This window comes from Pseudomonas sp. FSL W5-0299 (assembly GCF_005930655.1).
Taxonomy (GTDB): Bacteria; Pseudomonadota; Gammaproteobacteria; order Pseudomonadales; family Pseudomonadaceae; genus Aquipseudomonas; species Aquipseudomonas mandelii.
In genome coordinates this window covers 17,943-39,426 of sequence record NZ_RXHX01000024.1, presented here as the reverse complement: position 1 = coordinate 39,426, position 21,484 = coordinate 17,943, and the positions used below count along the sequence as shown (strand labels likewise).

The 21,484-nt window shown below is 60.5% G+C and carries 25 protein-coding genes; 11 read left to right on the top strand and 14 right to left on the bottom strand.

What is annotated here, in order from left to right:
- Positions 1-7: 7 nt before the first annotated feature.
- The gene (locus FHL16_RS23760; RefSeq protein WP_077749459.1) at positions 8-796 is read right to left on the bottom strand and encodes an alpha/beta hydrolase; all 789 of its coding nucleotides are present in this window, start codon (positions 794-796) and stop codon (positions 8-10) included.
- A 100-nt stretch (positions 797-896) separates the two neighbouring features.
- Here FHL16_RS23760 and FHL16_RS23755 point away from each other — a divergent pair, with 100 nt between their 5' ends.
- Together FHL16_RS23755 and FHL16_RS23750 are read left to right on the top strand one after the other, a co-directional pair.
- Positions 897-2,183: an NTP/NDP exchange transporter gene (locus tag FHL16_RS23755; protein WP_077749458.1), complete on the top strand. Its 1,287-nt coding sequence runs from the start codon at positions 897-899 to the stop codon at positions 2,181-2,183.
- On the top strand, positions 2,170-3,114 hold the full coding sequence (locus tag FHL16_RS23750; protein ID WP_077749457.1) for an aldo/keto reductase: 945 nt from the start codon (positions 2,170-2,172) through the stop codon (positions 3,112-3,114). Before FHL16_RS23755 ends, FHL16_RS23750 begins: the two co-directional genes overlap by 14 nt.
- A gap of 74 nt (positions 3,115-3,188) precedes the next feature.
- Here FHL16_RS23750 and FHL16_RS23745 read toward each other — a convergent pair whose 3' ends face one another.
- Positions 3,189-4,580, bottom strand: coding sequence for an aldehyde dehydrogenase family protein (locus FHL16_RS23745; RefSeq protein ID WP_077749456.1), 1,392 nt, complete (start codon positions 4,578-4,580; stop codon positions 3,189-3,191).
- Between the two features lie 101 nt (positions 4,581-4,681).
- On the opposite strand from FHL16_RS23745, the gene ptrR reads away from it, so the two are divergent.
- Positions 4,682-5,560: a putrescine utilization regulator PtrR gene (ptrR, locus tag FHL16_RS23740; protein ID WP_077749455.1), complete on the top strand. Its 879-nt coding sequence runs from the start codon at positions 4,682-4,684 to the stop codon at positions 5,558-5,560.
- Positions 5,561-5,712: 152 nt separating this feature from the next.
- On the opposite strand, the gene msrA is transcribed toward ptrR, so the two are convergent.
- The 5 genes from msrA to FHL16_RS23715 form a co-directional block, all read right to left on the bottom strand.
- Positions 5,713-6,219: a peptide-methionine (S)-S-oxide reductase MsrA gene (gene msrA, locus FHL16_RS23735; protein WP_010455339.1), complete on the bottom strand. Its 507-nt coding sequence runs from the start codon at positions 6,217-6,219 to the stop codon at positions 5,713-5,715.
- Between the two features lie 170 nt (positions 6,220-6,389).
- Entirely contained in the window at positions 6,390-6,842 is a 453-nt protein-coding gene (locus FHL16_RS23730) for an Ohr family peroxiredoxin (protein WP_010455338.1), read from the bottom strand.
- Positions 6,843-6,951: 109 nt separating this feature from the next.
- Positions 6,952-7,404 carry an Ohr family peroxiredoxin gene (locus FHL16_RS23725; protein WP_077749454.1) on the bottom strand — a complete coding sequence of 151 codons (453 nt, stop codon included), beginning with the start codon at positions 7,402-7,404 and terminating at the stop codon, positions 6,952-6,954.
- Positions 7,405-7,953: 549 nt separating this feature from the next.
- A complete protein-coding gene (locus FHL16_RS23720; RefSeq protein WP_010455335.1) occupies positions 7,954-8,373 on the bottom strand; it encodes an organic hydroperoxide resistance protein in 420 nt (139 codons plus the stop codon).
- Positions 8,374-8,544: 171 nt separating this feature from the next.
- A complete protein-coding gene (locus FHL16_RS23715; RefSeq protein WP_077749453.1) occupies positions 8,545-9,327 on the bottom strand; it encodes an SDR family NAD(P)-dependent oxidoreductase in 783 nt (260 codons plus the stop codon).
- A gap of 207 nt (positions 9,328-9,534) precedes the next feature.
- Here FHL16_RS23715 and FHL16_RS23710 point away from each other — a divergent pair, with 207 nt between their 5' ends.
- The gene (locus FHL16_RS23710) at positions 9,535-9,984 is read left to right on the top strand and encodes a winged helix-turn-helix transcriptional regulator (RefSeq protein WP_010455332.1); all 450 of its coding nucleotides are present in this window, start codon (positions 9,535-9,537) and stop codon (positions 9,982-9,984) included.
- Between the two features lie 145 nt (positions 9,985-10,129).
- A complete protein-coding gene (locus tag FHL16_RS23705; RefSeq protein ID WP_010455330.1) occupies positions 10,130-10,582 on the top strand; it encodes a cupin domain-containing protein in 453 nt (150 codons plus the stop codon).
- A gap of 48 nt (positions 10,583-10,630) precedes the next feature.
- On the opposite strand, the gene FHL16_RS23700 is transcribed toward FHL16_RS23705, so the two are convergent.
- Complete coding sequence (locus tag FHL16_RS23700) at positions 10,631-11,758, bottom strand: DmpA family aminopeptidase (RefSeq protein WP_077749452.1); 1,128 nt, start codon at positions 11,756-11,758, stop codon at positions 10,631-10,633.
- 65 nt (positions 11,759-11,823) lie between these two features.
- Positions 11,824-12,927, bottom strand: coding sequence for an extracellular solute-binding protein (locus FHL16_RS23695; RefSeq protein ID WP_077749451.1), 1,104 nt, complete (start codon positions 12,925-12,927; stop codon positions 11,824-11,826).
- A 111-nt stretch (positions 12,928-13,038) separates the two neighbouring features.
- On the opposite strand from FHL16_RS23695, the gene FHL16_RS23690 reads away from it, so the two are divergent.
- Complete coding sequence (locus FHL16_RS23690) at positions 13,039-13,812, top strand: helix-turn-helix transcriptional regulator (RefSeq protein ID WP_077749450.1); 774 nt, start codon at positions 13,039-13,041, stop codon at positions 13,810-13,812.
- Positions 13,813-13,949: 137 nt separating this feature from the next.
- Here FHL16_RS23690 and FHL16_RS23685 read toward each other — a convergent pair whose 3' ends face one another.
- The gene (locus FHL16_RS23685; protein WP_077749449.1) at positions 13,950-14,891 is read right to left on the bottom strand and encodes a class I SAM-dependent methyltransferase; all 942 of its coding nucleotides are present in this window, start codon (positions 14,889-14,891) and stop codon (positions 13,950-13,952) included.
- Positions 14,892-15,091: 200 nt separating this feature from the next.
- On the opposite strand from FHL16_RS23685, the gene FHL16_RS23680 reads away from it, so the two are divergent.
- Positions 15,092-15,493, top strand: a complete 402-nt coding sequence (locus tag FHL16_RS23680; RefSeq protein ID WP_010455297.1) for a response regulator — start codon at positions 15,092-15,094, stop codon at positions 15,491-15,493.
- A 53-nt stretch (positions 15,494-15,546) separates the two neighbouring features.
- Complete coding sequence (locus FHL16_RS23675) at positions 15,547-16,215, top strand: HAD-IA family hydrolase (protein ID WP_077749448.1); 669 nt, start codon at positions 15,547-15,549, stop codon at positions 16,213-16,215.
- A 105-nt stretch (positions 16,216-16,320) separates the two neighbouring features.
- Here FHL16_RS23675 and FHL16_RS23670 read toward each other — a convergent pair whose 3' ends face one another.
- Positions 16,321-16,980, bottom strand: a complete 660-nt coding sequence (locus tag FHL16_RS23670; protein ID WP_077749507.1) for a methyltransferase family protein — start codon at positions 16,978-16,980, stop codon at positions 16,321-16,323.
- A gap of 155 nt (positions 16,981-17,135) precedes the next feature.
- On the opposite strand from FHL16_RS23670, the gene FHL16_RS34100 reads away from it, so the two are divergent.
- The gene (locus FHL16_RS34100) at positions 17,136-17,273 is read left to right on the top strand and encodes a hypothetical protein (RefSeq protein ID WP_158080550.1); all 138 of its coding nucleotides are present in this window, start codon (positions 17,136-17,138) and stop codon (positions 17,271-17,273) included.
- A 57-nt stretch (positions 17,274-17,330) separates the two neighbouring features.
- On the opposite strand, the gene FHL16_RS23665 is transcribed toward FHL16_RS34100, so the two are convergent.
- Positions 17,331-18,278 carry a GlxA family transcriptional regulator gene (locus FHL16_RS23665; RefSeq protein WP_077749447.1) on the bottom strand — a complete coding sequence of 316 codons (948 nt, stop codon included), beginning with the start codon at positions 18,276-18,278 and terminating at the stop codon, positions 17,331-17,333.
- A 124-nt stretch (positions 18,279-18,402) separates the two neighbouring features.
- Between FHL16_RS23665 and FHL16_RS23660 the strand changes: the two genes are divergently transcribed.
- Both FHL16_RS23660 and FHL16_RS23655 read left to right on the top strand, forming a co-directional pair.
- Positions 18,403-19,194, top strand: a complete 792-nt coding sequence (locus tag FHL16_RS23660) for an SDR family NAD(P)-dependent oxidoreductase (protein WP_077749446.1) — start codon at positions 18,403-18,405, stop codon at positions 19,192-19,194.
- Between the two features lie 100 nt (positions 19,195-19,294).
- Positions 19,295-20,215: a pyridoxal-phosphate dependent enzyme gene (locus FHL16_RS23655; RefSeq protein ID WP_077749445.1), complete on the top strand. Its 921-nt coding sequence runs from the start codon at positions 19,295-19,297 to the stop codon at positions 20,213-20,215.
- A gap of 63 nt (positions 20,216-20,278) precedes the next feature.
- On the opposite strand, the gene FHL16_RS23650 is transcribed toward FHL16_RS23655, so the two are convergent.
- On the bottom strand, positions 20,279-20,596 hold the full coding sequence (locus FHL16_RS23650) for a DUF2388 domain-containing protein (RefSeq protein ID WP_010455283.1): 318 nt from the start codon (positions 20,594-20,596) through the stop codon (positions 20,279-20,281).
- Between the two features lie 106 nt (positions 20,597-20,702).
- On the bottom strand, positions 20,703-21,470 hold the full coding sequence (locus FHL16_RS23645) for a hypothetical protein (RefSeq protein ID WP_077749444.1): 768 nt from the start codon (positions 21,468-21,470) through the stop codon (positions 20,703-20,705).
- Positions 21,471-21,484: the final 14 nt, after the last annotated feature.

Sequence of the window (21,484 nt, the reverse complement as noted above, 5' to 3'; positions counted from 1 at the left end):
GCGTTGTTCACAGCGCGTCGCCAAGTAATTTCAGGTATTCGGGACTTTCGGAAATGGAATTGTGGCCCACCCCCGGTACGACTCGCAGCGTGGCCACGCCTTTGGCGAAATGCGTGTAGAGCAGCTCGGTGCTTGAACGCGGTATGACTTCATCGTGCTCCGCCGCGATCAGCAACGTCGGTATCGTGATGTGCGCCGCGTACTTCCAAGATTCAAAGCGCTCCTGCAGCAACCACTTCACCGGAAACCACGGGAACTGGCGCACGGCGAGGTCTTCCAGGCTGTTGTAGGGCGTAATCAGGATCAGGCTCGAGGCCGGCCGCTGGCTGGCGAGGCGCACGGCGACCCCCGAACCGAGGCTGCGTCCGACCACGGCGATGTGCGGATGAGTATCGTAGACCTTGTCAAACAAGGTCATGGCATCGCGCTGAATTGACTCCTCCGAAGGCGAGCCGGAGCTTTCCCCGAAACCTCGATAGTGCAGCAAATAGATCGCATGCTCCGGGAATGCCTGGGCGAACCCTGGCAGGTTGCGAGAAACATCCTCGGCATTGCCGCCGAAATAGATCAACGCCTTCGGCCCGTCGTGGGGCCTGATCGACACCGCCACGTCCACATCGTCCACCGTCAGCTTGAGCAGCGTTTCGGACGTCTCGATGGCGCTGGGCTGCGGGAAGTAGATGAGCGCGCGCTGAAACACGAACAGCGCTGCACAGAGCGCCAGGTACAACGCGACCAGGATGGCGACGATTAACACCAGGGTTCGTGGCATTCGGCTAACTTTAGTGGGCGACATTGACGGCTCTGGGCTGAGAAACCCAATCCACTGGATCGGAGCCAGAGTTTAGTTCATCGGTAGCGAGGCACACCGAGCCCGGCTACAGAGGAGGGCACCCATGCCCATCGCGGCAAAATGGCTCGACGTGCAGCCCGGCGAAAGAACCGCCCTGATGCTGGGGTTCGCGTTCCATTTCTGCGTGCTGGCCAGTTATTACCTGGTGCGACCGTTGCGCGATGCCCTGGGCCTTGAGGGCGGTGCCGACAAATTGCAGTGGCTGTTCACGGCGACGTTCGTGGTGATGGTGCTGATGGTGCCGGTGTTCGGAGCGCTGGCGTCGCGGCTGCCGGCCACGCGGTTCGTGCCGTTGATCTATCGCGTGATCGCCGCGTCGATGCTGGTGTTTGGTGTGTTGATCGCCAATCGCATTGCGCCGGTGGCCGTCGGGCGGGTGTTTTTCGTCTGGATCAGCATCTACAACCTGTTCATCGTCAGCATTTTCTGGAGCGTGCTGGTCGACCGGTTTTCCAGTGAACAAGGGCGACGGTTATTCGGGTTCATCGCCGCGGGTGGCACCCTGGGCACGTTCATCGGGCCGTTGCTGGCCGCGACCATGGCCACGCGCTTGGGCCCGGTGGCATTGACCGTCGCGGCGGCGTTGCTGCTGGAAGTCGCGGTGCGCTGCTATCGGGCGCTGCTCTCTCGCACCCAATCGCAGTCCGGCAGCCGCTTGATGGAGGATCGGCGCATGGGCGGCAGCATGCTGGCCGGGATCACGTTGATTACGCGTTCGCCTTATCTGCTGGGGCTGGTGTTGTTCATGTTGCTGCACACCAGCGCCGCGACCTTGTTGTATTTCGAGCAGGGACGGATTGTGGCGGGTAGCTATGCTGATGTGGCCAGCCGGACGCAATTCTTCGCCGTGGTCGATCTGATCGTGTCGGCGCTGACCTTGATCTTTCAACTGCTGCTGACGGCGCCGTTGATTCGGCTGGTCGGTGTCGGCGGGGCGCTGGTGGCATTGCCGCTGGCGACCATCGTGGCGTTTAGCGCCATGGCGCTGGCGCCCGTGCCCGCTACCGTCGCCCTGGCGCAGGGGCTGCGTCGTGCGGTCGAGTTCGCCATCGTGCGGCCGGCGCGTGAAGTGTTGTGGACAGTGGTCAGCCGCGAGGAAAAGTACAAGGCCAAGAATGTGATCGAAACCCTGGTGTATCGCGGCGGAGACGCCGCCAGTGGCTGGTTGTCGGTCGGTCTGACGGCATTGGGCGCCGGTTTTGGTCTGGTGGCGCTGGTGATCGTGCCGTTTGCCGGGCTGTGGGGCTGGTTATGCCTGTGGCTGGCCAGGCATCAGGAAAAACAGGTTGAAAGCAAAAAGGTGGAAGGGTCATTCCATGAGCCACACTGATGAATACACACGTCGCCAAATACTCACGCTGGCTGCCGGTGCTTCGGCGGTTTTCACCTTCGGCCCGGCCTTCGCTGCAACCACGCCGTCGAAGGACACAGGAGGCAAGAACATGCTGACCCGCGCCATTCCTTCCAGCTCCGAGCCATTGCCCCTTGTCGGGTTGGGCACCTATCGCGGGTTTGATGTCGGGCCTTCGAGTCCCGCCTACAAGCAGTTGCCCGCCGTTCTGCGCGCATTGTTCGAGAAGGGCGGAAAGGTAATCGACAGCTCACCGATGTACGGCCGGGCGGAAGAGACGACCGGTGAGTTGCTGTCGATTCATGAGCCACGTTCACCCGCTTTCCTGGCCACCAAGGTCTGGACCCGTGGCCGCGAAGAAGGCATCGCGCAGATGGAGCAGTCCTTCAAACTGCTGCAAACCGATCGCATCGATCTGATGCAGATCCATAACCTGCTGGACTGGCAAACCCATTTGCCGACCTTGCGCAAATGGAAGGAAGAAGGGCGCATCCGCTACATCGGCATCACCCATTACACGGCGTCGGCGTATGACGAGGTGGAAGCGGTACTCAAGGCCGAGCCGTTGGATTTCTTGCAGATCAACTATGCGCTGGATGACCGCGGCGTCGAGAAGCGCATCCTGCCGATGTGCCGCGAACGTGGCGTGGCGGTGATCTGCAATCGGCCGTTCGGCGGCGGCAACCTGCTCAGCCGCTTGAAGGACAAACCCTTGCCGCGCTGGGCGGCGGACGTGAGGGTCAACAGTTGGCCGCAGATGGCGCTGAAGTTCTTGCTGTCGCATCCGGCGGTGACCTGCGTGATTCCCGGTACCGGCAACCCGCGCTACATGGCGGACAACGCCGGCGCCGGTTTCGGGCCGATGCTGACCGGTGCGCAGCGCGAGCAGTTGATCGATATCGTCGGTTAACGACAAGGTCTATTTTCTGAACGATAAAGCGCAGAGGCCCGGGCGTGAAAAGACTCCCGGGCCACTGGAGGTGATCAGCGGCGATCCAGCCAAACCGTCTGCGCATTGCAAAACTCGCGCACGCCGAAGTGCGACAGCTCGCGGCCAAAACCGCTTTTCTTCACGCCGCCGAAGGTGACGCGCGGGTCGCTTGCGCAGTAGCCATTGATGAACACGCCACCGGTTTCCAGTTCGCCGGCCATCTGCTGGGCACGTTCGACGTTGCCGGTGTAGATCGTCGCGGCGAGTCCGAATTCGCTGTCATTGGCCAGTTCCAGCGCATGGGTGGCATCGCGTGCGGTGATGATCGAGGCGACCGGGCCGAACAGTTCCTGCTTGAACGAAGTCATTTGGTCGGTGACATCCTTGAAGACCGTAGGCTCGTAGAAGTTGCCCGGGCCTTCAGCCTTTTTGCCGCCCAGCAACAATGTCGCGCCTTCTTCCAGGGTGTCGCGCACCTGTTGATCCAGTTCATCACGCAGATCGAAGCGAGCCATCGGGCCGATGTAAGTGTCGGCGGCCAGTGGATCGCCGATCACCAGTTTGCCCGTGGCCTCGACGAACTTGCGCGTGAATTCCTCGACGATGCCTTGTTCGACGATCAAGCGTTTGGCTGCCGCGCAGACTTGCCCGGTGTTCTGATAACGGCCAATCACCGCGGCTTTGACGGCTTCGTCGAGGTCGGCATCGTCGAGCACGATGAAAGGATCAGAACCGCCCAGTTCCAGTACGCATTTCTTCAACGCTGCACCGGCCTGCGCACCGATGGCCATGCCGGCGCGCACGCTGCCGGTGAGGGTCACCGCTGCGATGCGAGGATCAGCGATCGCCGTGGAGACGCCCTCTGGCGTGACGTTGATGACCTCGAACACACCTTCAGGGAAGTCGGCTTGCTTGAAGGCTTCCTGCAGCAGGTAAGCGCTGCCCATCACGTTTGGCGCATGTTTGAGCACGTAGGTGTTGCCGGCGATCAGCGCGGGTACGGCGCCACGCAGGACCTGCCAGATCGGGAAATTCCACGGCATCACCGCGAGAATCGGGCCGAGCGGACGATATTCGATGCGTGCTTTGCCGCCTTCAACCAGGGTCGGCTCGGCGGTCAGCATGGCCGGGCCGTGTTCGGCGTACCACTCGCAGAGCTGGGCACATTTTTCGATTTCACCGCGGGCCTGGGTAATCGGCTTGCCCATCTCCAGAGTAATCATGTTCGCCATCGCTGCGGCGTTACCGCGTAACGCTTGCGCCAGGGCGATCAAAAGCTGTGAGCGTTGCGCCACCGCTGTGCTGCGCCAGACACGGAATCCGTCAGCGGCTCGGGACAGTGCGGCTTGCAGCGCCGAAGCGGATTCAAATGGGTAGTGGCCGATCTGCTCGCCGGTGGCGGGGTTGATCGAAATGGCGTGGGTGAGACTGGAAACGTTGGTCATGGCACCGTCCTGCTAGGTGGGAATGCGCTCAGGTTACGGTGGCGTTAGTTTTCTGGAAACTGAATAATGCTGAGCATATCGTTCACGTTTGGAGAATGACTGTGGATCTGATTCAGCTGGAAATTTTCAAGGCAGTGGCCGAGCACGGCAGCATCAGCGTGGCCGCCCAACACATCCATCGCGTGCCGTCGAACCTGACGACACGGATCAAGCAACTGGAGCAGGACTTGGGCGTGGACCTGTTTATCCGCGAGAAAAGCCGTCTGCGCCTGTCGCCCGCCGGCTGGAGTTTTCTCGATTACGCCCGGCGCATTCTCGATTTGGTGCAGGAGGCCCGGGCGACGGTGGCCGGTGAAGAACCCCAAGGCACCTTTGCGCTAGGGTCGCTGGAAAGCACGGCGGCGGTGCGCATCCCCGAGCTGTTGGCCGCGTATAACCAGAAGCACGCCAAGGTCGAGCTGGACCTGTCCACCGGACCGTCCGGGACCATGATCGACGGTGTGCTGTCGGGCCGACTGGCCGCTGCGTTTGTCGACGGCCCGGTGCTGCACCCGGCACTGGAAGGCGTGCCGGCATTCGAGGAAGAAATGGTGCTGATCGCGCCGCTCAACCATGCCCCGATCCACCGCGCGCGGGAGGTCAACGGCGAAAACATCTATGCGTTTCGCTCCAATTGCTCCTACCGCCACCACTTCGAAAGCTGGTTCGCCAAGGACTCGGCAGTGCCCGGGAAAATCTTCGAAATGGAGTCCTATCACGGCATGCTGGCCTGCGTCAGCGCCGGAGCCGGCCTGGCGCTGATGCCGCGCAGCATGCTCGAAAGCATGCCGGGCTGCACCACGGTGAGTGTCTGGCCGTTGTCGCCAGCCTTCCGGTTTTTGCGCACCTGGCTGGTATGGCGCAGAGGGACGGTGTCGCAAAGCCTGACCATGTTTGTGCGCTTGCTGGAAGAACGCGGCGTGGTGCAGCAAGACGCCTGAATCCTTTAAACGCAAACCCTGCGGGAGCAAGCTCGCTCCCACAAGGGTATTGAGACTGACGTCGGTCGGCGTGCTGTTTAGCCTGCCCTGCGAGGCCAATACCTGATGCCACGGTGCCTGGACGCCGCTGCCGGAACCCAGGGTGTACCGCGTCATGCGCGCTTGGGCAGTTTCCAGTTCGGCCGAATGAAATGGCAGGTGTAACCGGTCGGCAGCCGTTCGAGGTAGTCCTGATGCTCCGGCTCTGCCTCCCAGAACGGGCCGGCGGGGGCGATTTCGGTGACTGCCTTGCCGGGCCAGAGACCAGATGCATTCACATCGGCCACGGTGTCCTCGGCCACTGCCTTCTGTTCTTCATTCAGATAAAAAATCGCCGAACGGTAGCTGAGACCGATGTCGTTACCCTGACGATTGGCGGTCGACGGATCGTGAATCTGGAAGAAAAACTCAAGGATCTGGCGGTAGCTGGTAATGGCCGGGTCAAACTCGATCTCGATTGCTTCGGCATGGGTGCCGTGGTTGCGATACGTTGCATTGGGCACGTCGCCGCCGGAGTAGCCGACTCGAGTCGACAGCACGCCTTTCTGTTTCCTTATCAGATCCTGCATGCCCCAGAAGCAGCCGCCGGCCAGGATTGCGGTTTCAGTGTGCGTGGTCATCGCTTACTCCTCAGTGTTCATTGATGTGATCAGGTTGTTGCGCAGGCGCTCGATCGAGGTCTGCAGTGGCGTGAACTCATTCTGCATCAGACAGGTCGCGTCCGAGAACTTCGTTGCTGCCTTCCGGCGGGTCGACGTGCAGGGTAACGTCGAACCCGCCGTGCGGTGCATCACGCCGTGAGGACTTTCAAGTCCACGTCGATGTTGCCACGAGTCGCCTTCGAGTACGGGCAGATCTGGTCGGCGGTGTGTGCCAGGGTTTTTGCAACGTCGTCCGCCAGGCCGGGCACGCGCAGGGTCAATCGAGCTTGAAGGAAGTAATCCGCACCGGTCTGGCCGACGTCGACTTCGATGTCGACAGACATGTCCGCCGGCAGCACAACGTTCAGGTCATTGGCCACCAGCCCGACAGCGGCGGTGTAGCAGGCCGACCATGCGCCGGCGAACAATTGCTCGGCGGCCGGGTGCGGCTGGGTGGCGGCGAACACGTGCGCAGGCTGGGTGCTGCCGGGCGACGAGAGGGCGATGTCGAGGCTGCCGTTGTGGCCGCGCGAGGTGTTACCGGTGCTGCTGGCGGTGGTGTGGGTTTTGCCGGTGGCCAGTACTTTTTCGATCTTGCTCATGGATGATTACCTGAATGTTTCAATGTGTATGTTTTCGTATGCGCTTTAGTCGCATGCGATATATATGATGTTTCTTGAAAGCCAAATGATGTCAAAGCGTCGCTGTTTATCAGGCCGTGACTACGTTCAGGGCCACGTCAATGTTGCCGCGTGTTGCTTTGGAGTACGGGCAGATCTGGTCTGCGGCGTGGGCGATTTCTGTCGCGACGGCCTGATCCAGACCTGGAGCGCGCAGCGTCAGGCGTGCCTGGAGGAAGTAAGCGTCGCCGGTCTGGCCAAGGTCGACTTCGATATCGACGGACACATCGGAGGGAAGCTCAACGTTGCGCTGTTTGGCAGCCAGACCGACGGCGGCGATGTAGCAGGCCGACCAGGCACCGGCAAACAGTTGCTCGGCTTTCGGGTGTGGCTGAGTGCCTTTGAATTCATGAACGGGCTTGTCGCTGCCAGGTGACGAAAGCACGATGTCGAGGCTGCCGTTATGGCCGCGCGAAGTGGTACCGGTGCTGCTCATGGTGGTGTGGGTTTTGCCGGAGGCCAGGACTTTTTCGATCTTGCTCATGGGATGAATCCTCAAAGGTGTACTAGGTTTGTTTGTATGTCGTATACGTTTGTATCGTATGCGACTGAAATAATATTCCCGCAGTCGCCAATTGAAGTCAATAGGGGAAAGGCCTGCTTGGCGACGAACGGTTGGATTGAGGGGAAGTGGCATTGGCTGCCGGTCCTGCACACAACGAAAAAGCCCGCACAAGGCGGGCTTCGAAATAGAGTAGGTGGCCAGCGCTGGTCTCTGGCTTACAAGGTTTATCAGGCTTCTGACAGAACAGTTTTGTGCTGTCCTGCTTCACACGGCATAAGGGCTGGATCTCAACTCGGAGAATCTTTCTAACCGTGTACCCTTAGGAGCGCGCCCCACGCTTCCTCGCTATCCTCTTGCGCATCAGTCTGCGTCTTCACCTACAGGTTTTAGAATAGCAAAGGCTGCGAAACGCAAACCGGACTTTTTAGACCGATTTCGTCCTTGATCAACGGCGGCAGGATGGATAAATGCTATAGGGAAAAACTCGGTACAGCCTGCCGGGATGGCAGGCCGCATTATGGGCCCGGTTTAAACCAGATTAAGCGTGACGTCGATGTTGCCACGGGTCGCTTTGGAGTACGGGCAGGTTTGATGGGCGGCATCGACTAACGCCCGTGCGACAACAGGATCGAGACCCGGAAGGCTGACATTGAGGCGTGCCTGGAGGAAAAAGGCGTTGTCGGTCTTGCCCAGATCCACTTCGGCATCAACGGCGACGCCGCTCGGCAAGGTCACCTTCAGCGCGGCAGCCGCTTTACCGATCGCGCCGATGAAACAGGCCGACCAGCCTGCAGCCAATAGCTGTTCGGGATTGGTCCCAGCCCCTGAAGAGCCTGGCGGGGAAAGCTTGATGTCCAGACGTCCATCCGAACTCTTCGATTCGCCGTCGCGGCCGCCAGTGGTGTGGGTCTTTCCGGTATACAGCACGGTGTCGATTTCATTGATCATGACGGGTTCCTGCTAAAGGGTTGGGGGCCTCACCGTTTATGTCGCCGCGTTACGGACGAACGGGAGAAGCCCCCACTTTTCCACCTTTATGTAGTGCCTATGTGTCCTGATCCGCTGGTTGTGTATCGCTGTGTAAGATCGTCAGCGAACATACACGCCGATACAAACCCGTTACGCCTGCCAGTTTTTTCGGTGAGCCGGTGCGCCCAATGGCGAACTGGTTGCACCGCCGTCGACAACAATCTCCGCACCGACGACATTCGAAGAGTCGCTGGAGGCGAGGAACAAGGCGACGGTGGCCACTTCTTCCGCTTCGCCAATGCGACCGAGCGGGATCGTGGTGTTCAGTTTTTCCTCCAGCGCATCCATTCCCACTTTCACCGTGTGGGGGTTCCAGACCGGTGTGCGTGCAGCTCCGGGGGTAATCTGGTTGACGCGAATGCCGCGCGGCGCAAATTCTGCGGCCATCACCCGTGTCATGGAACGAACGGCGCCCTTGCTTGCTGCGTAGGCGCTGTAACCCGGCCATCCCATCACAGCGTGCACCGACCCGTTCAAAATGATCGAAGCACCCGGATTGAGGTGCGGTTCGGCTGCCTGCACGGTGAAAAACGTGCCGGTGAGGTTGGTCTGGATGATGGTCTGGAAGGTTTCCAGCGAAGTGCCGCCAACCGGGGTCTGTCCGGCGATACCGGCATTGGCGAACACGATATCCAGTTTGCCGAATGTTGCGACGGCTTCTGATACGGCGCGCTCGATCTCTTTCACGTCGGTCAGGTCCGCCTGGATCGCCAGCAGGTTTGGCCCCAGCGCCTCCCGGGCTTCATCCAGGGTTTTTTGACTGCGACCGGTGATCGCCACTTTTGCGCCTTCTGCGATGAACAGTTTGGCGGTGGCCAGGCCCAGGCCGCTGTTGCCGCCGGTGATGAATGCAGTTTTTCCAGCCAGTTTCATTGGGAATCTCCTACGGTTTTATCATGCAACCATTGAGGGCGAAATCACTGTGCGTCTGGCACAGGGAATCACTCGAAATCGGGTTGTAGGTTTCATTATGAAACCAGTGGAAGTGATTTTTACCAGCATGGGTTGTATTATGCAACCACCTGCCATCTGACCAAATTATCGTCAGCGTTGGCACCCTTTTGGTGGAGGTTCGTTTACGTGAAGCGCAAAAGCTTGCAGGGCAGTCCGTGTCCGGTCGCTCGATCCCTGGACCTCATTGGCGATTGGTGGTCCTTGCTGATCATTCGCGATGCACTCTCAGGCACAAAACGCTTCAGCGATTTTCAAAAAAGCCTGAATGTCGCGAAAAACATTCTGAGCACCCGCCTCAAAGGCCTGGTGGCAGAAGGTGTGATGCGGATGGAGCCGGCGGCTGATGGAAGCATCTACAAGGAGTACGTGCTGACTGAAAAGGGCAGGGCCTTGCAAACCGTCCTGATTGCCTTGTCGCAGTGGGGCAACGAGTTTTTGTACGAACCCGGCGAAGCGGGATCGGTCATGGTCGACGCACAGGATCGTCAGCCAATCCAGAAATTGCAGTTGGTTTCAATGGATGGGCGACAGCTCAAGCCAGAAGACATCGTGACCAGATTCGGCGTTGCGCACTGACGCGCATCTGCGGTTGTATCCGAACGTATCCCCGGCGCCGGTAGTTACCTGGGCATACAAAACCATGCTGTTCTCGACACTTGCGCGATACACCGCGACCTCGTAATGAAGCCACCGCAACCGCGGCATTCATTGGAGAATTGCGATGTCCCGTATCAACTCCCGTCACACCGCAGGCCTGCTCGGCATCGCCCTGGCTGCCGCCGTATCACTCAACGCTTTCGCGGCTGAAGAAGCCAAAGCGCCGGCGCAAGCCACTCCGGCAAAAAGCTGGCAGACAGGCCTGCACCGCACGGACCTGGTGCGCCAGGACCTCGATATTTCCAAGGGTGAGGTGATTCAGGTGCGTGTCGATTTCGACCCGGGCGTCACTTCCCCCAAGCATTCTCATCCTGGGGTGGAGGTCGCCTACGTCATCTCGGGCACGTTTGAGTATCAACTCGAAGGGCGGGCGCCCGTCACGCTCAAGGCCGGTGACTCCTTGTACATCCCCGCAGGCACTGCGCATGTCGCGAAGAACGTCGGTGACGGCAAAGCTTCGGAGCTGGCGACGTACCTGGTGAAAAAAGACACGCCGCTGTTGATCCTGGAAAAATAAGCGATAGCCGCCCGATGCACTGCATCGGGCGTCTTCGTTAAAGCGTATTCAGATCCCGACTGTTTCCCCCGGCCAACCCGCCTGACGCAAGGCCTTGAGCAGTGTTTTCGCGTCCAGCCCCGGCACGGTGTGGCCGTTACCTTCCGTCGTTTCAGCCGCCAGCACGGCGTTGATGATCGCTTCCTCCACCGCTTCAGTCGCGGCCAAAAACAACTCACTGATGTGGTCGTTGTTGACCATGCTCAGGTTGTTGCAGGTGGGGGCACCTTTGCCTTCATAAGCGGCCGGTGGCACGTGTTGGTTGCCGGTGGCGAAGGCGATGAAAATGTCGCCGCTGTGGTCTTCGTTGCCGCCGCCAGTACGGGCAAGCCCGAGGCTGGCGCGCTGTGCGAGGCGCGTGCATTGATGCGGCAGCAGCGGCGCATCGGTGGCCAGGCAAACGACGATCGAGCCCATGCCCGGATAAGGCAGCGATGCCCTGAGGAACGGTGAGTCAGCCTGTTCCATATAGCGACCGACCGGGTAACCGTCGACGCGCAGTTCATTGCGAATGCCATGGTTGGCCTGGACGATCGCACCGACGGTCCAGCCTCCCTGCGCCTTGCTCAATTGGCGCGAAGACGTGCCGATGCCCCCCTTGAATTCGTGACAGATCATCCCGCTGCCACCGCCCACCGCGCCTTCCGTGACCGCTCCGCCGACGGCATTGCGCTGGGCCTCGGCCACATGTTCAGGCTTCACATGAAAACCGTTGATGTCGCTGAGCAGGCCGTCGAAGGTCTCCAGCACCACCGGCATGTTCCAGTAAAGTCGTCCGTCATCGGGCTGAGCCTGACGATCCAGGGCAATCAGCGCATCACGCACCACGCCCAGGCTGTGGGTGTTGGTGAAGGCGATCGGGCTGGTCAGCAAGCCGGCTTCACGAATCCACTCAAGACCCGTGGCGTCACCGTTGCCGTTGAGCACATGGACGCCGGCAAAACACGGTTGCTGATTGGTGGACCCGGCACGCGGTTCTATCAGGGTCACGCCGGTGCAGATGTCGCGGCCATTGGCGGTCCGTCCGCGGACATCGCTGTGGCCGACGCGCACGCCGGGCACATCGGTAATGGCGTTGAGGGGGCCGGGTTGCAGTTGGCCGAACTGGATGTTCAAGTCGCGGGCACGTGGTTTCATCGGTTCTCTCATCTTCAATTTATTCAAAAAATGCGTGGCTGATGCGATCCCTGTAGCAGCCTGAATTACTGCCCGTTCTTCACCTTGCTCCAGATCCGTGTGCGCACCCGCTCGATGGCCGGCGGCAATGGTTGAAGGGTGAACAATGTCGCCAGTGCTTCGGCCGACGGATAAACAGCGGGGTTGTTGCGGGTCGATTCAGCCACCAGCGGTGTCGCGCTGCGGTTGCCGTTGGGGTAGGACAGGTGATCGCTGACCGGGGCGATGACTTCGGGGCGCATGAGGTAGTCGATGAAGGCCAGGCCTTGCTCTGGATGCGGTGCGTCCTTGAGCAACACCAGCGTGTCGAACCAGACCGGCGCACCTTCCTTCGGCAGGCTATAAGCGATCTTCACGCCATTCTTGGCCTGCTCGGCGTTGGTCTTGGCTTCGAGCATCGCGCCGGACCAGCCCACCGCCACACAAATGTTGCCGTTGGCCAGGTCGCTGATGAACTTCGACGAGTTGAAGTAGGCGATGTGCGGACGCAGCTTGAGCAGCAGTGCTTCGGCCTTTTTGTAGTCCTCGGGGCTAGTGCTGTTCGGCGGCAAGCCCAGGTAGTGCAGGGCGACCGGCAACATCTCCGACGGCGAGTCGAGCATCGCCACCCCGCACTGGCCGAGTTTGGCCAGGTTCTCTTCGTTGAACACCAGGTCCCAGGAATCCACCGACGCCTTGTCACCCAGTGCGGCACGGACCTTGTCGATGTTGTAGCCGATGCCGTTGGTGCCCCACAGGTACGGCACGGCGTACTGGTTGCCCGGATCGTTGTTGGCCAGTTTCGCCAGCAGCTCGGTGTCCATGTTCTTGAAATCCGGCATCTGTGCGCGAGGCAGTGGTGCCAGGGCGCCGGCCTTGATCAGGGTCGGCAGGCTGAAGTTACTCGCCACCACCACGTCGTACCCGCTGCGGCTGGTGAGCAGTTTGCCTTCCAGCACTTCGGCACTGTCAAAGGTGTCGTAAACCGGCTCGATTCCGGTGTCGCGCTTGAAGTCGTGCAGGGTGGTGGGGCCGATGTAGTCATACCAGTTGTAGACATGAACCGTGGGCCCCTCGGCAGCGACCGCCGACAGCGAAACGCACATACAGGCGCTCAGTCCAAGATTGATCTGTTGACGGCGACGACTCATGATGCGGCACTCCTGGCCTGCTGCAGGCCGGTGATGAACAGGTGCTTGCAGCGTATCGGCAGGCGGGGTACACACCCATTCCCATCATGGGTTACTCGAAAGGGGTAGTGCGTGGACGCGTTGTTGAAAGAGTTGCCGGTGCACCAAGGGCTGGCGCGGGTATTTGACGCGTTGGGTCAGGACGGTTTCTGGCGCGCGCTGGTCGACACGCTGCGGCTGCTGGTGCCGCTGGACAACGCACTGGTGGCGGTGATGCGGGAGGGGCGAGTGCCCCGCTTGTTGATCGACTTCGACTCCAAGGGGGGCGCCACCGAACACGAAGAACTGGCGGACTACAGCGCCGGCATGTACCTGCTCGATCCGTTTTACCAAGCGGCTTGCGCGGGCATTGCCGATGGCCTGCACAGCCTCGACTCGGTGGCTCCCGACCAGTTTCAGCAGAGCGAGTATTACCTGAGCTACTTCCGCTCGGTGGTCGGCGGTGACGAGTTGCAGTTCATGGTCAACATCGACGGCGCCGTGCTCGGCTTATCGCTGGGTCGCTCGACGCGGTTCACGCTTGAAGAGCAGGGGAGTTTGCTGTGCGTGCGCGATTGGGTGCTGTCGGCCATGCGCCGGCACCAGCAATTGATGCCGCCGCAAGGTACGACTGCCGAGGCCGTGGCCGGCGATCTGGCCACCTTGCTGGATCGCTTCGATGCGCGATTGTCAGTGCGCGAAGTCGAAACGGCTCGACTGATTCTCCAAGGCTTCTCCAGCAAAGCCATTGCCCAGCAAATGGGCATCTCGCCGGAGACGGTGAAAGTGCATCGACGCAACCTCTATCACAAGCTCAATGTGAACGGTCACGGCGAACTGTTTGCGCTGGTGTTGCAGCCGCGTTGACCCAAGCAGTAGCCCCACACCAGCCCCCCTGTGGGAGCGAGCCTGCTCGCGATAGCGATTTATTATTCAACACAGATATCGACTGACCCACCGCCATCGCGAGCAAGTCGAATCGTCGCTCCCACAGTCAGCAGCACTCAGTCCTTCAGTGTGAACACCAACGCCTTCAACCCGCATTCAACATCAGCATCCGGAAACTCCGGCGGATTCTCCAGCCGCCGCTCGAACCGCAAACCCGGCGCTTCACGCATCACGCCATCGATCAGGAAGTCCGCGCCGAACGCCGGATCGTTCATGCACGCCAGCACCGTCCCTTCGGGACTGAGTAACTCCGGCAGCCGACGCAGCACGCGCTGGTAATCCTTGGTCAGCAGGAAACTGCCTTTCTGAAAGGACGGTGGATCGATGATGACCAGGTCGTAAGGGCCCTTGCCGATCACCTTGCCCCAGGACTTGAACAAGTCGTGGCCGAGAAAACTCACCTTGCTCATGTCATGGCCATTGAGCCGATGGTTGTCGCGACCACGGTTCAGGGCCGGGCTCGACATGTCCAGGTTGACCACGTGTTCGGCGCCTCCCTCGATGGCGGCGACCGAAAAGCCGCAGGTGTAGGCGAACAGATTCAACACGCGCTTGCCTGCGGCATTGGCCCGTACCCAGTCGCGGCCGTAGCGCATGTCGAGGAACAACCCGGTGTTCTGCTTGCGGCCCAGGTCCACCCGATAACGCAGGCCACCCTCGGTGATGATCAATTCTTCGATCGCTTCCCCAAGCAGCCATTCGGTGGTGCTTTGCAGCAGGTAACGGTGTTGCAGCAACAGGGTGTGCGCCCCTGATTGTTGCCACTGCGCCGATTCCGTGACCGTCATCAGCAACCGCTTCAATGCTTCCAGCTGCGCCGCTTCAGGCTCCTTGAACAGCGACACCAGCACCACCCCCTGCAGCCAGTCGACGGTCAATTGCTCCAGCCCGGGCCAGCACCGGCCCCGACCATGGAACAGCCGGCGGGTTTCCGCGGGGGCATCGGCCAGGGCGGTCAGCAAATGGTCGTGAAGGGTGGAGAGAGCGTCAGCGTTCATCGGGCAGGGCCAGCAGTTTGATGGGAGGCAGCATTTTAAACACAATTGTGGGTGGGCGAACGGCTGCAATGGTCGGCATGTACGCACAATATTCAAGACGCCTGTATCAAAAATGAATTTCCTGCAGATCCGCTGCTCATACCTGTAGGCAGCGGTTTTGAGCCTGCGAATTCATTAGGTAATCAGGGAGTGGCAAAGTCATGTGTCCAACACCGACGGCGGGCGAGCAGCTTCCTGGCAGGTTGATTCTGGTGGTTGAAGATGACCCGCTTATTCTTGAGTTTCTCTGTGAAATTCTTCAGGAAGAAGGTTTCATGGTTGAACCGCAAGTCAGCGCGGATGCCGCATCGGAATACCTGAAAAAACACGCCAACGAGGTCGGTCTGTTGTTGACGGACATCACCATGCCCGGAAAGCGGAACGGCGCGGATCTGGCCAATGAGTTCGGCGATCGCTGGCCCGGCAAGCCGATCATGATCATGTCCGGTTTTGAAACTCCCAAATCCTCCGGGGTCCGGCATAAGGTGTCGTTCATCAAAAAACCCTGGGCGTTGGGACAACTGCTGGATTGTGTCGAGGCGGCCTTCAAGTCGCGACAGTAAGTGTCGCTCGTGTACATTAACGGACCTGCCTGACACACGAAGGAAGCTTATCCTTGTCTGCCCACAACTCCGTTTTCAAGACCCCGTATCGCGCGTTCCTGTTCGATATGGACGGCACCGTCCTCAATTCCATCGCCGCCGCGGAGCGGATCTGGACCACTTGGGCCTTGCAGCACGGCGTGGATGTCGAGTCCTTTCTGCCGACCATTCACGGCGCCCGCGCCATCGACACCATTAATCGTCTGGCGTTGTCCGGGGTGGATGCCAAGGCCCAAGCCGACTGGATCACCGAAGCGGAAATCGAGGACGTGGAGGGGGTGGTCGAAGTGGCCGGTGCGGCGAACTTCCTCAGGTCCCTGCCCAAGAATCAATGGGCCATCGTCACCTCGGCACCGCGAGCACTGGCGGTGCGCCGGATGGCGGCAGCAGGGATTCCCGAACCCGATGTTATGGTCACCGCCGAAGACGTCAGCGCCGGCAAACCGGACCCAGCGGGCTACCGACTGGCGGCTCAACGGCTGGAAGTCGAGGTGACTGACTGCCTGATCTTTGAAGATGCCGCCGTGGGGATACTTGCGGCGGAGGCGGCAGGGGCGGACCTTGTGATCATCACCTCGACTCATGACCATCCGATTCAGACGGTGCATGCGACATTGGCCGGCTATGACTCCGTTGCGGCGCAAGTGGCTCCCGATAACCATATCCGCCTGCACCCACTCTAATGTGGGAGTGAGCCTGCTCGCGATAGCGGTCTTTCAGTCAAACAGAGGCTGGATGTGCCGACGCTATCGCGAGCAGGCTCGCTCCCACATTGGGACTGTGCAGGGTCAATAAATCCCGGGGATCAACCGCCAACTCCGGGCGCAATAAGCCTCATATTCATTCCCGAACTGCGCCTTCAATAACGCCTCTTCCGAATGAATCCGCGCAATCAGCGGAATTACCGTCAGCGCCGCAAGCAACAGCCCGACCCCCGAGCGAAACGCCAGCGCCCAGCCCACGGCGATGACCAACATCCCCAGGTAACTGGGGTTGCGCAAGCGGCGGTAAATCCCTTCGGTCACCAGACTGTGCCCCGGCTGAATCGCCACCAACCCGCTAAACCGCTTGCCCAGCACAAACACCGGCCACATCCGCAGCGCGCCGCCGCCGATGAACAGCAATGCCCCCAACCAGCGCACATCCTCGCCACCGAAGGTCCAGACGTCGATCCGATCGGTATAGGCCGGCAGAAATCCGCTCAGTAATCCGATGACGCCGAATGCCGGCAACACCCAGCGATTGGCCCGATCTTCACGTTCGCCGGAGCTCAGATTGACCTCGGTGAACAACGAGGCAACCGCCATCGCCAAGGTTGCAATGGCCACGACCACCAGCGAGCCATGGGCAAAAAACGCCGCAAACCCGCCCATTCCCCACACCGCGAGACCGAGGTAGGCGAGGGTGGAAACGATGGCGAAAAACGCCAGCTGGGCCGAGATTTTCATGGGCACCCATTCCCGCTTTGCACCGATGTCTTCAGTGTAGATGTTCATGCCGATTCGCCGGTTTGGGCTGGCGTCAGGAAACGTTTCGGTCAGGCAAAAGCAGAGGTGCATGGACCGTTTGAATCGGGTCTGCGAGAAAACCCTGGAAGGGGCTGGTGATTCCGATTCACTGGGATGATTTTTTCGAGCCGCTCGACGAGGGGTCGCCCCCGATGCCTGCGTGGATGGACCCCTTCGAGGTGGCGATGCCAAGGTTGATGCCGCTGGTCCAGGCCGATGGCGTGGCCCTGTGATTAATGCCGCTGTATAAAACGGTCGACCTGCGAGCAGCGCTTCCCCCGCGCTGACGCTTACGCCGTCATCTGCGACCTGGCATTACGCCGAATGACCTGCGGCGGTTGGCCGAACGCCCGGAGGAAGGCTTCGCGCATGCGGCGGCGGTCGGTGAAGCCGGCCTCGGCGGCGATCTGGTCGAGGGTCAGCCGTCCGCGCTCGAGCATTTGCCGCGCCGCCTCCAGGCGCAGATTTTCGATGGCCTTGGCCGGGGACTGCCCGGTCTCGGCGCGGAAGGTGCGGCTGAATTGTCGTGGGCTGAGGCGTGCCACTTCCGCCAGTTGCTCCACCGATAACGCCGATGTCAGGTGTTCCCGGGCGTAGCCGAGGACGGTCTGAATGCGGTCGGATTTGGGCTCCAGTTCCAGCAAGGCCGAATGCTGCGACTGACCACCCGCGCGGCGCTGGTACATCACCAGTTTCTGCGCCACCGAACGGGCCAGGTCGGCGCCATGATCCTTTTCAACCATCGCCAGCGCCAGGTCGATGCCCGCGGTCATGCCGGCGGAGGTCCAGATGGAACCGTCGACCACGTAAATACGATCATCTTCCACTTTTATCGAGGGAAACCGCGCTTGCAGGTCCCGCGCATAGGCCCAATGCGTGGTGGCCCGCCGTCCGTCGAGCAGGCCGGCCTGGGCCAGCACGAATGCCCCCGAGCAGATCGACGCGGTGCGCCGGGCGGTTTTCACGCTGTCGCGCAGGTACGCCAACACACCCTCGGGCGCCTGCTCGAGAATCGAATCGCCGCCGACCACGATGACCGTGTCGAACACCCGCTCATCAAACGCCTGGGTGCCGACACTCAAGCCGCCGGAAGCCCGCAGGGAGCGACCCTCCTCAGAGATCACGCTGACTTCGTAAAGCGCTTCGCCAGCGCTGAAGTTGGCGTATTCGAACACCGGCATCGCCGCCAACGCCATGGACTGGAACCCCTCGAAAACCACGAACGCCACGGAAGTCATGATGGTGCCCTCAAAAGCCAATGTCCGAAAAACGTACTTTAAACGTCATTTGAGACGAGCGTCAGTCAATTTATAACAGTTCACACCCGGCGACCTTATCGCCTCACTGTGAAGGAAATTGAACATGGCTCTTTCATCCAAAGGCACTGCACTGATCACTGGCGCTTCTTCGGGCATTGGCGCGGTCTACGCCGACCGTCTCGCCCGGCAGGGTTACGACCTGATTCTGGTCGCCCGCAGCCATGGCAAACTCAACGCTTTGGCCAATCATCTGAGCAACGAAACCGGCCGCGCCGTGGAAGTGGTTGCTGCCGACCTCAAAGACAAAGCCGGCCTGCTACGGGTTGAAAGCATTCTGCGCAACGACGCGAGCATCACCTTGCTGGTCAACAATGCCGGTGTTGGTGGCGTGATGCCGTTGCTCGGCAGCCCGGTGGACGACATGGACGCCATGATCAGCCTCAATGTCACCGCGCTGATGCGTCTGTCCTATGCCGTGGTGCCCGGCTTCGTCGCGCGGGGCACCGGCACCGTGATCAACATTTCCTCCATCGTCGCAATCGCTCCAGAAATCCTCAACGGCGTTTACGGCGGTACCAAGGCTTTCGTGCTGGGCTTGAGCCAATCGATGCACCACGAACTGGCCGACAAAGGCATACGCGTTCAGGCGGTGTTGCCCGGCGCAACTGCCACGGATTTCTGGAGCGAGGCCGGCAACCCGGTGGAAAACCTGCCACAAGAGATCGTGATGTCCGCCGAGGACATGGTCGATGCGGCGCTGGTCGGCCTGGCGAAGGGTGAGGTGGTGACCATCCCGGGCCTGCACGAGGCTGATAAATGGGACGCTTACGAAGCCCGGCGCCAAGTGCTGTCAGGCTCGTTCGGCCACTCATCGGCGGCACCGCGCTACCGGTAAACCGATAGCCCTGGGGCAGGGTGAACTAAGCTTGGAGAAGGATCGTTCATCACCGGCTCGCCGAAACCTCGACAGGCCGGTGCTGCCGAGGGAGCACACAATGCTTCACATCAGAACGCCTTTGATTCTGCACCCTGGCTTGTCAACGCCGACCCGGCGCATCTGGCTCAAGCTGGAAAACCTGCAACCCAGCGGCTCGTTCAAATTACGCGGCATGGGCCTTCTGTGCAGTCAGGCAAAGGACCAAGGCAAAAGCAAAGTCGTCTGTCCTTCCGGCGGCAACGCCGGTTTTGCCACCGCCATGGCCGCCGCTGCCCTCGGGCTGAAAGCCTGCATTATTGTGCCGCACACCACCCCGGAAACCACCCGTGCCAGGATCAGGAAAACCGGCGCCGAGGTCATCGTTCACGGCAAGGTCTGGGACGAGGCCAACCAACGGGCCAAAGCGCTTTCACAGGATGCGGATACCGAGTACGTGCCCGCCTTCGATCATCCCGTGCTGTGGGAAGGGCACAGCACCCTGATTGATGAAGTCCTCGAGGATTGCCCTCAAGTCGATGCGCTGGTGACGTCGGTAGGGGGCGGTGGATTACTGGCGGGGTTGCTGACAGGTTTGATCCGGCACCATCGCATGGACTGCCGGATCATCACTTGCGAAACCCAAGGAGCAGCCTCCTTTGCCGCCGCTGTCGAGGCCGGACATCCGGTCAGGCTGCCGCGTATCGACACCGTCGCGACATCGTTGGGCGCTGCGAAAGTGGCCGCGTGGCCGGTGCAGCACATCCTCGACTTTCCTCACGAATGCGTGGTGCTCAGTGATGACGAGGCAATCATGGGCGTGGTGCGTTACGCCAACGACCTGCGCCAGTTGGTCGAACCGGCGTGCGGCGTTTCATTGGCGGTGGCATACCTGGACCATCCGGCGATCGCCGAAGCCCATGACGTGGTGATTGTGGTGTGTGGCGGAGTCAGCATCAGCGCGCAGCTGGTGGCCGGGTGGGCGCGCTTGTCCGCGGAGTGAAGCAAAGGGGCAGGGCTGGAGACTATCCGGCTGTCGCGAGCCCCACCGTTACCTTTTAATCCTTCATTGGCCAGCAGCAACGCCTTCGTGGATGAGGATGGCTCTGGCCAGCTCTTCGTCGCTGGCTTTGAGTCCGGGATTTTCCTGGCGAATCTGATTCAACACCGACTCCAGGTACACACCGCGAATCGTACCGCCACTGGCAACGAAGCTGGAGGCGTCATCACGGGCGGGAATCGCCAGTTTGTGGTCCTTGAACGTCGAGTACAGTGATGCGGAAACCCCCGCAGAGGTGGCGACATCGCCGGCGTCCACTTTGGCGAAGGCCGAACCGAAGGGCAAACACAACATGAATGAGGAGATGATAATCAGACGGCGCATAGCAATGTCCTCTGAAGCGTGAAGCAAAAAAAGGAGTACTTCATCATTTAGGATGCCTGGCGAACGTCAGGAGTTCCCTGTGGATGCGTTATCCGCACCTAATCGTTCAAAACCGCAGCGTTGCTCCGGTGGTCAGCCACTGATCCCGTTCCCCCGTCAGGTTGCGGCCCACCACCAGATCGACGTCGATGCGCTCACCGACATGCAACCTTGGCCCGGCCTGCCATGCCTGTTCGCCGCCTTGCTGGCCGTAGCGTTCAGCAATCAGCGTCAGGGAACGGGCCAGGTCGTATTCGACGCCGGTGCCCCAGGTCCAGCGATGGTTTTGCTCGCCATCGTCATAGGCATGGGTCCAGCCGGCATTGAAGTTCAGGCGCAGGGTTTCGAAAGGTTGGTAGGTGAGGGGCAGGTTCAGGTCGACGCCATCGAAGGCGTGGGCCCGATTGAAGGCAAAGTGAGTCGACCCCGCCAGCGCCAACTCAAGGCCAAGGTCTTCCCGGGAGAAAATTTGCGCCTTGAATTGCGGGCTCAACCGGGTTTCCGAGTCCCCGTCGTCGCGGTCGTGCTGCACGGCGGCACCGAGTTGCACGTTGGGCAGACCTTTGAACGTGCAGTCCTGTGACACCACGCTGCTGGATGAGCCGTGCCGACCGTTTTGATACCAGGCGTCGATGTTGCATTCGCCGGGGGCATTGATTCCGGCGTCATCCACCGTATATGCACCGCCGGCAGCGTTGGCTTTGGAGATGATGCTGAGCACCGCAATCAGGCTCAGAGTGAGGCTGACGAACAACAGATTGCGGCGCAGGCGCCGGCCTTGAGCGGCTGGCAGGCTGCGCACGAAGGACGCGAATAGACGAGTGGGGTTTTGCATGAAGTTTATCTCGA